The sequence below is a fragment of the Rhodococcus sp. NPDC019050 genome (assembly GCF_055664235.1).
In genome coordinates this window covers 145882-153373 of sequence record NZ_JBVOON010000011.1, presented here as the reverse complement: position 1 = coordinate 153373, position 7492 = coordinate 145882, and the positions used below count along the sequence as shown (strand labels likewise).

7 protein-coding genes and 1 pseudogene are annotated in these 7492 nt (G+C 66.4%); 4 read left to right on the top strand and 4 right to left on the bottom strand.

The annotated features are described in order from the left end of the window. Positions 1–76: 76 nt before the first annotated feature. Positions 77–586, bottom strand: a complete 510-nt coding sequence (locus AC0B44_RS13585; protein WP_471903374.1) for a carboxymuconolactone decarboxylase family protein — start codon at positions 584–586, stop codon at positions 77–79. On the opposite strand from AC0B44_RS13585, the gene AC0B44_RS13580 reads away from it, so the two are divergent. The 3 genes from AC0B44_RS13580 to AC0B44_RS13570 are packed head-to-tail and all read left to right on the top strand — an operon-like array spanning position 482 to position 3339. After that, positions 482–1918: an aldehyde dehydrogenase family protein gene (locus tag AC0B44_RS13580; RefSeq protein WP_471903373.1), complete on the top strand. Its 1437-nt coding sequence runs from the start codon at positions 482–484 to the stop codon at positions 1916–1918. The genes AC0B44_RS13585 and AC0B44_RS13580 overlap by 105 nt on opposite strands. A gap of 27 nt (positions 1919–1945) precedes the next feature. Beyond that, a complete protein-coding gene (locus AC0B44_RS13575; RefSeq protein ID WP_471903372.1) occupies positions 1946–2416 on the top strand; it encodes a carboxymuconolactone decarboxylase family protein in 471 nt (156 codons plus the stop codon). Continuing rightward, positions 2413–3339, top strand: a complete 927-nt coding sequence (locus AC0B44_RS13570; RefSeq protein WP_471903371.1) for an NAD(P)-dependent oxidoreductase — start codon at positions 2413–2415, stop codon at positions 3337–3339. The genes AC0B44_RS13575 and AC0B44_RS13570 overlap by 4 nt, the downstream gene beginning before the upstream one ends. A gap of 25 nt (positions 3340–3364) precedes the next feature. On the opposite strand, the gene AC0B44_RS13565 is transcribed toward AC0B44_RS13570, so the two are convergent. Beyond that, the gene (locus AC0B44_RS13565; protein ID WP_471903370.1) at positions 3365–4126 is read right to left on the bottom strand and encodes an SDR family NAD(P)-dependent oxidoreductase; all 762 of its coding nucleotides are present in this window, start codon (positions 4124–4126) and stop codon (positions 3365–3367) included. Between the two features lie 172 nt (positions 4127–4298). Between AC0B44_RS13565 and AC0B44_RS13560 the strand changes: the two are divergent. After that, positions 4299–5788 (top strand): annotated as a pseudogene (locus tag AC0B44_RS13560) (acyl-CoA synthetase). A gap of 67 nt (positions 5789–5855) precedes the next feature. On the opposite strand, the gene AC0B44_RS13555 reads toward AC0B44_RS13560, so the two are convergent. Together AC0B44_RS13555 and AC0B44_RS13550 are read right to left on the bottom strand one after the other, a co-directional pair. After that, positions 5856–6650 (bottom strand): NAD(P)-dependent oxidoreductase, encoded by a 795-nt coding sequence (locus tag AC0B44_RS13555; RefSeq protein ID WP_471903369.1) that lies wholly within the window; start codon positions 6648–6650, stop codon positions 5856–5858. Continuing rightward, positions 6647–7465 (bottom strand): NAD(P)-dependent oxidoreductase, encoded by an 819-nt coding sequence (locus tag AC0B44_RS13550; protein WP_471903384.1) that lies wholly within the window; start codon positions 7463–7465, stop codon positions 6647–6649. Before AC0B44_RS13550 ends, AC0B44_RS13555 begins: the two co-directional genes overlap by 4 nt. Positions 7466–7492 lie beyond the last annotated feature (27 nt).

The following is a 7492-nucleotide window of genomic DNA, read 5'->3' as shown; positions in this document are numbered from 1 at the left end:
CGGGGGCGGTACCGAGTTCGGGATAGTGCTCGGTCCAGCTTCCCTCGGCCGGTTTGGTGAAGTGGGGCAAGGCTTTCTACCTTTCGTCTTCGAACCCGATACCGAAGGTGTTGTAGGCCATCGCCAACAGGCTGTAGCCACCTACGGTGAAGATCAGGTCCATGAGTTGTTTGGTGTCGAGACGCGCTGAAAGCGCCGTCCAGGTCTGCTCGGAGATCCGAGAGGACTCGTGTAGTTCGCCGACTGCCTCGAGCAGGGTGCTCTCGAACGAATCGTCCGACTTCCCGTCCAGCGCGGCGTCGACCCCGTTCGAGGTCAGGTCCGTTTCTGCCGTCGCGATGACCCTGTGATGCTCGCGCTCGTACTCGCACCCGTGAAGATGTGCGGTGCGGAGGATGACCAGCTCGCGTAGGCGAGGCGACAGCGTCGACCGGAAGAGCAGATGAACGCTGAACCCGAGGAACGCCTTCGTCAGGTCCGGGTGGTTGAGACGCTCGACCATTGGATCGGCGGCGCGGCGGTAGCACCCGCCGGTGGCGAGTACCTTGCGGTCACCGATCCCGCGACCGGCCGGACCATACGGCAAGTCGCGCGCGGTGATGCCCCCGACGTGGACGCAGCCGTGCGAGCGGCAGCGAAGGCGACGGAGCAGTGGCTTGCGATTCCCGCGCTCGCACGCGGGCGCCTCCTCGTCGACCTCGCCCGCGCGATGCGGGCCGACGCAACCGTTCTCGCGACACTCGAGAGCAGCGAAACCGGCAAGCCGGAGAAGGTCGCGCTCGCGGAGGTGGAGAACTCCGCGACCTATTTCGAGTTCTACGGCGGTCTCGTCGGCATGCCCGCGGGCGAGACCCTGGATGTGGCACCCGACCAGCACGTGTTCACCATTCGTGAGCCGTTCGGTGTGATCGGCGTGATCACCCCGTGGAACCTTCCGCTCAACCAGTCCGCGCGCGCGTGCGCTCCCGCGCTGGCGGCGGGAAACACGGTGGTTCTCAAGCCGTCCGAGAACACATCGGCATCGAGTGTGCGACTTGCGCAGTTGGCGACCGAGGTGGGCTTCCCCGAGGGTGCCTTCACCGTGGTGCTCGGTACGGGAGCCGAAGCCGGGGCGGCACTCGTCCGTCACCAGGATGTCGCCAAGGTTGCCTTCACCGGTTCGGTGCCCACCGGCCGTGTGATCGCCGGTATCGCGGCCGACCGCATCATTCCGGCCACGCTGGAACTGGGTGGCAAATCCGCGAACATCGTGTTCGCCGACGCCGACCTCGAGGCGGCGGTGGCGGGGGCCGTGCAAGGGTTCACCGCGAACGCAGGGCAGGTGTGCTCGGCCGGGACTCGGCTTCTCGTGCAGCGCGACGTGCACGACGAGGTGGTGACCCGACTGGTGGACGCGGTGTCCCGCATCCGCGTCGGCCACGACATGGGCCCCCTCATCACCCGCGACCAGTTCGAGAAGGTGCAGGAATACTTCAAGATCGCCGAATCGGAAGGTGCGCGTGTAGAAACCGGGGGCACGGTGTCGGCGTTCGCCGCCGAATCCGGTGGCTTCTACATCGACCCCACGGTGTACAGCGGCGTCGACAACGCGATGCGCATCGCCCGGGAAGAGATCTTCGGCCCGGTGCTGGTCGTCATCCCCTTCGACACCGAAGCCGACGCCATCGCCATTGCCAACGACTCCGACTACGGACTGGTCGCCGGAGTGTGGACCCGCGACATATCCCGTGGGCTCACGGTCAGCGGACGCCTGCGCACCGGCCAGGTTTTCGTCAACACTTGGTCGACGGGGTCGGTGCAGACACCGTTCGGAGGCTGGAAACACAGCGGGTACGGCCGTGAGAAGGGCGTCGAAGCGCTCCACCATTACGGCCAGGTCAAATGCGTCACAGTCAAACTCGATTCGGCACGGCTCTGAATGCGGCCGGCCACGAAGGGATCATCGATGTCTCCAGAGGTCACGACAGCGCCGAGCGAGATCGCTGCCGCGCACGACACTGTCTACAACGCCGGTCTTACCGTGCGGAGGGACGTGCTGGGTGACGAGTACGTCGACGCTGCACTCGGCCGCAACGCGGGCACGGACGGGGAAGCCCTGCAGGGGTACGTCAGCGAATTCGTCTGGGGTGGCGTGTGGACCCGTGACGGCCTGGGACGACGAGACCGATCACTCGTCACCGTCTCCCTGCTCATCGCGCTGGGCCAGCACACCGAACTCGCGACCCACGTGCGCGCGGGCCTCCGGAACGGGCTGACCCGCCGGGAGATATCGGAGGCGGTACTCCACGCCACCGCGTATGTCGGCGCGCCCGCGGGCCTTGCCGCGATGCGGGTGGTCCAGGCGACACTCGTCGAACAACTGGGACCGCTCGACGCAGCGGAGTCCGGTCCCTCCTCCGCCGAGGCGGGAGCATGAGTCCGACGTCGGTAGGTCGTCTGGGCCACGTCGGTCTCGGTGCGATGGGCCGCCCGATCGCACGCAACTTCGCGCGCAGCACCCGGCCCCTGGTGGTCCGCGACGCCGACGCCGATTCTCAGCAGCGCTTCGTCGACGAGCATCCCGGTGTCACCGGCGCAGCGGGATTCTCGGATTTCGCGAACTGCGATGCGGTGGTCCTCGTCCTGCCAACCAGCGACATCGTGGACTCCGTGGTGCTGGGCGAGGACGGTCTGCTGGCGCATCTCCGTCCGGGCGCCGTGCTCATCGACATGGGGTCGAGCGTGCCCACGCGGACCCAGCGTCTCGCGCGGATCGCCGGCGAGAAGGGGATCTCGTTCGTCGACGCGCCCGTCAGCGGTGGGGTGGCGAAGGCCGAGCAGGCTGCCCTCGCAGTCATGGTCGGTGGTGATACCGCAGTCGTCGACGGGGTTCGTCCGTTGTTGCAGGAGACCGGACGCGAGATCATCCACGTCGGCGCGGTCGGTTCGGGACATGCGGCCAAGGCGCTCAACAACCTGCTGGCTGCGAACAATGTCCTCGTCGCGGCGGAAGCCCTGCTCGTCGGGAGGAAATTCGGCATCGCGCCGGAAACCCTTCTCGCGGTGCTCAACGCGGGTAGCGGACGCAATCAGGCCACCGAGACGAAATACGAGAAGTTCGTGCTGTCGCGCACGTTCGATTCGGGATTCGCCGCCGCGTTGATGCGCAAGGACATCGGCATCGCGCTCGATCTCGCGCACGACCAGGGGATCGAGCCGGTGCTGGGAGAAGCCATCGGCCGCGTCTGGGATGCGGCGGTCGACGCCCTCGATCCGGGTGCGGACCAGACCGCAGTGGTGCGCTACCTCGAACAGGCACACGGTGTTTCGCTGGAAGACGCTGCGGCCGAGCAGGGCTAGCGCACCACGGACACGGACCAGGTCGTCAACGCAGGACGGTTCCGCCGTCCACGTTGACAACCTGCCCGTTGATCCAGGACCCGTCGTCGGACATCAGATACGCGACCATGCTCGACACGTCGGCGGCTTCCCCGAGGCGGGTGCTGCGCGTGCGCGCCAGCATTCCGGCGAGGAGTTCGGGCGCCGCGCCCTCCCGGATCTCGTCGGTCAGGATGAGCCCCGGTGTCACCGCGTTGGCGCGGATTCCTTCACGCCCCCACCGCGACGCTACATGACGTGCGAGAGCATTGATCCCCGCTTTCGTCGCCGAGTATGCAGGCCGTTGCGGATCACCGGTGAACGAGGCGATCGACGAGGTGTAGACGACGGCGCCACCTCCGCGCTCGAGCAGCAGAGGGACAGTGTGCCGCGTGACGAGCATGTGGCCGCGCAGGTTGACCGCGACCGTGCGGTCCCACACGTCGAGGTCGATGCTCACGACGTCGGAATCCTTGGTGACGGCGGACATGTCGCCGGCGTTGATGTGAACCGCGTCGAGTCCGCCGTAGCTATCCACGGTCGACGCCACGAGGACTCGCACGGAATCGTCGTCGGAGATGTCGAACTGCACCGCGGTCGCCTCACCGCCCGCTGTGCGGATGGAGGCAGCGGTCCGTTCGGCACCGTCCGCATCGATGTCGCCGACGACGACTCGAGCACCTTCCCTGGCGAGACGATGCGCGGAGTCGGCGCCGAGTCCGGTTGCGGCGCCCGCAATCAGAACGACTTTGTCCTTCAATCCGTCCATAAGTCGAACCTACCCACAGCAAGAACAAAGTTCTAGTGTGTGAGAACAATGTTTCCGTTTCGTCGGCGGGGCTGGCGGGCGACGAAGAAGGCGAGAGTCCGTGACCGAAACACAGGGACCGTTGATACCGAGTACGCACGCGCGCGCCACCCCGGACCGTCCCGCGATCGTCATGGCCTCCAGCGGAGAGACCGTGACCTACGCGCAACTCGAGGAGCGTTCGATCCGGTTCGCGCGAGCACTCCGATCCCGGGGACTACGCCCCGGCGACCACATCGCAATCCTCATGGAGAACAACCGCCCGTTCCTCGAGATCTGCTGGGCGGCACAGCGGTCGGGTCTGTACTATACGGCGATCAACCGGCATTTCAGGGCCGGTGAGGTCCAGCACGTGCTGAACGATTGCGGTGCCATCGCCCTCGTCAGCAGCGAAACAATGGCGGAGGTGGTCGACAACCTCGACCTCGGTGCCATTCGAGTGCGGGTGTCGGCGAGCGGTTCGATCCGGGGATTCGAGAACTACGACGACGTCCTGTGCAGCGAATCTGCGGAACCACTCGACGGCGAAGTCGAGGGCCGGGAGATGCTGTACTCGGGTGGCACCACGGGCTTTCCGAAGGGGGTGCGCAAGCCGTGGCCGGGCACGCCCCTCGGTGATCCCACGTGCGCCCCCGTTCTCATCGCCCGCGGTCTCCTGCGTAACGGACCGCGTCAGAACGTCGTCTATCTCTCACCCGCTCCGCTGTATCATGCTTCGCCACTGGTTTTCTCGATGTCCTGGCATCGGCTCGGCGGCACGGTCGTGGTGATGGAGAACTTCGATGCACGCACCTGTCTCGAGTTGATCGAGAAGTATCGCGTCACCGACGCGCAGTTCGTCCCCACCATGTTCGTTCGTTTACTCAAACTCCCCGAGGAGGTTCGCGCTCGGTACGACACGTCGAGCCTGCGGGAAGTCGTCCACGGGGCCGCCCCCTGCCCGGTTGCGATCAAGCAGGCAATGATGCAGTGGTGGGGACCGATCATCCACGAGTACTACTCGGGTACAGAGGATGTGGGCGCGTCGGCGATCTCCCCCGAAGAGTGGTTGTCGCACCCCGGTTCGGTGGGCCGGCCGATGCAGGAGTGCCACATCGTCGGGGAGAACGGAGAAGAGCTTCCGCCCGGCGAGGTGGGGGTGGTGTACTTCGCGGGCGGCCGGGCGTTCGAGTACCACAACGATCCGGAGAAGACGGCGTCGATCACCAACGACAAGGGCTGGCGAACCCTGGGTGACATGGGGTACCTCGACGCCGACGGTTATCTCTACCTCACCGACCGCAAGGCTTTCACGATCATCTCCGGGGGGTGAACATCTATCCGCAGGAGACCGAGAACCTTCTCATCGGTCACCCCGCGGTGGTCGACGCAGCCGTGATCGGTGTGCCGGACGACGAGATGGGAGAAGCCGTCAAAGCCGTTGTGCAACTGGCCGCATCCGACGCTGCGGGTCCCGAACTCGAGGCCGAGCTGATCGAGTTCTGCCGAACGAAACTCGCCGCCTTCAAATGTCCTCGCACCGTCGACTTCGTCGCCGAACTCCCGCGCGATCCCAACGGGAAACTGTACAAGCGCCGGCTGCGCGACGGGTACTGGACCGGCCGCGAATCCCGCCTCGTCTGACGGCCCGGCCGAGACATCGGGGCGGCGCACATCGCGTGCGCCGCCCGATGCCCCCAGGTGCGTGGTTCTACGTTCGAGCGTCGATCGCGGTGTCGAGCACACCCAGGTCGGCGCCGAGTTCGGCGACCGTGGCGCGCACGACCGCGACGTCCTTCGCGAGGAACTCACCGACGGCACTGCGGAACTCTGCAACCGAACCGCGCATGGCGATGTTGCCCATCACCTTGCACGCCGAACTCGCATGAGGAAGCGCTTCGAAGAGTGCCTTCTCGTCCAGGCCGAGCCGGCGTCCGAGTTCCGCTGCCTCCGCCATCAAGCCGATCTCCGCCGCGAACAGAGCATTGTTGACCAGTTTGACCCGCTGTCCACTGCCGCTTTCGCCGACATGGATGACCGGATCTCCGTAGCTCTTCAGCACGGGCGTGACCGCGGAGACCGCGTCGTCCGGGCCACCGACGAAGAGTGTGAGCGCGCCGGCCGCGATGTCGTGCGGTCCGCCGCTGACCGCCGCGTCGACGACCGACACCCCGTAGGGTTCCGCCTCGGCCGTCAACGTTTCGATGGAACGCGGGGTGATCGTCGTGTGGACGACGAGAACAGAGCCCCGCGGCATACGGGCGAGCACTCCGTCGTCGAGGAACACCTGCCTGACCTGGGCGTCGGTGAAGACGCAGACCGCGACGATGTCGGCACCGTCGCCTATTTCGGAGACGTTCGTAACCGGCGCGGCTCCGGCCGACTCGAGAGCGGATCGGGTTTCCTCGTTGCGAGCCAGGGCCCGCACGTCGTGGCCGTTCGAGACGAGACGCTGCACCATGGGCAGGCCCATGCGGCCCGCGCCGACGAAATGCACTGTGGTCACCGCGGGTACTCCATCATCTCGAGGGTTGCGTCCGCTGCGGTCAGCGCGGCACCGGGGGTGACGCCGGCCGTGTCGGCGATCTCCGCGATGTGCCGCACGTCCTTGCGTAGGAGTTCACCCGCGTGCTGCGCGATACGGTCGAGTGTTCCGCCGGCCGACACGACCCGTCCGAGGGCGAAGCTGTTCGCGGTGCCGTTCGCGACGACCTCACCCAGGCGTGCCGAATCGATGCCGAGTGCCGCACCGAGTTCGAGGGTGCTCGCGGCGGCGGAGAGGTTCGCGGTGAACAAGAGGTTGTTGAGGAGCTTGGTGACCTGGCCCGCCCCCAACTCGCCCAGATGCACTACTGGGTTGCCGTAGGTCGAGAACACCGGACGGCACTTCTCGACGGTGTCGGTATCGCCTCCGACCATGACGAGCAGAGTGCCTGCGGCTGCGCCCATTCCACCACCGCTGACCGGCGCATCGACAATCGAGACCCCGCGTGTTCCGGCGATCTCGGCGAGTTCCCGGCAAGTGTCGGGGTGGATCGTGCTGTGGATCGCGATGACGGCGCCTTCGCGGAGTCCTTCGAGGAGTCCGTTCTCGCCGGTGACGATCTGACGGACGTCGTCGTCGCCGACCACGCACACGCACACCAGATCGCTCACCGCTGCGAGCTTGGCGGGTGATTCTGCGTAGGTGGCCGCAGTGTCGGCGTACGGTTCGAGCGATGCGGGCCGGCGCGCCCACAGGGTGGTCTCGAAACCTGCTTCGACGATACGGCGGGCCATGGGCCCGCCCTGACTTCCGAGCCCGATGAATCCGACGCGCATCACCGAACCTCCTTACCGTTGGTGGTG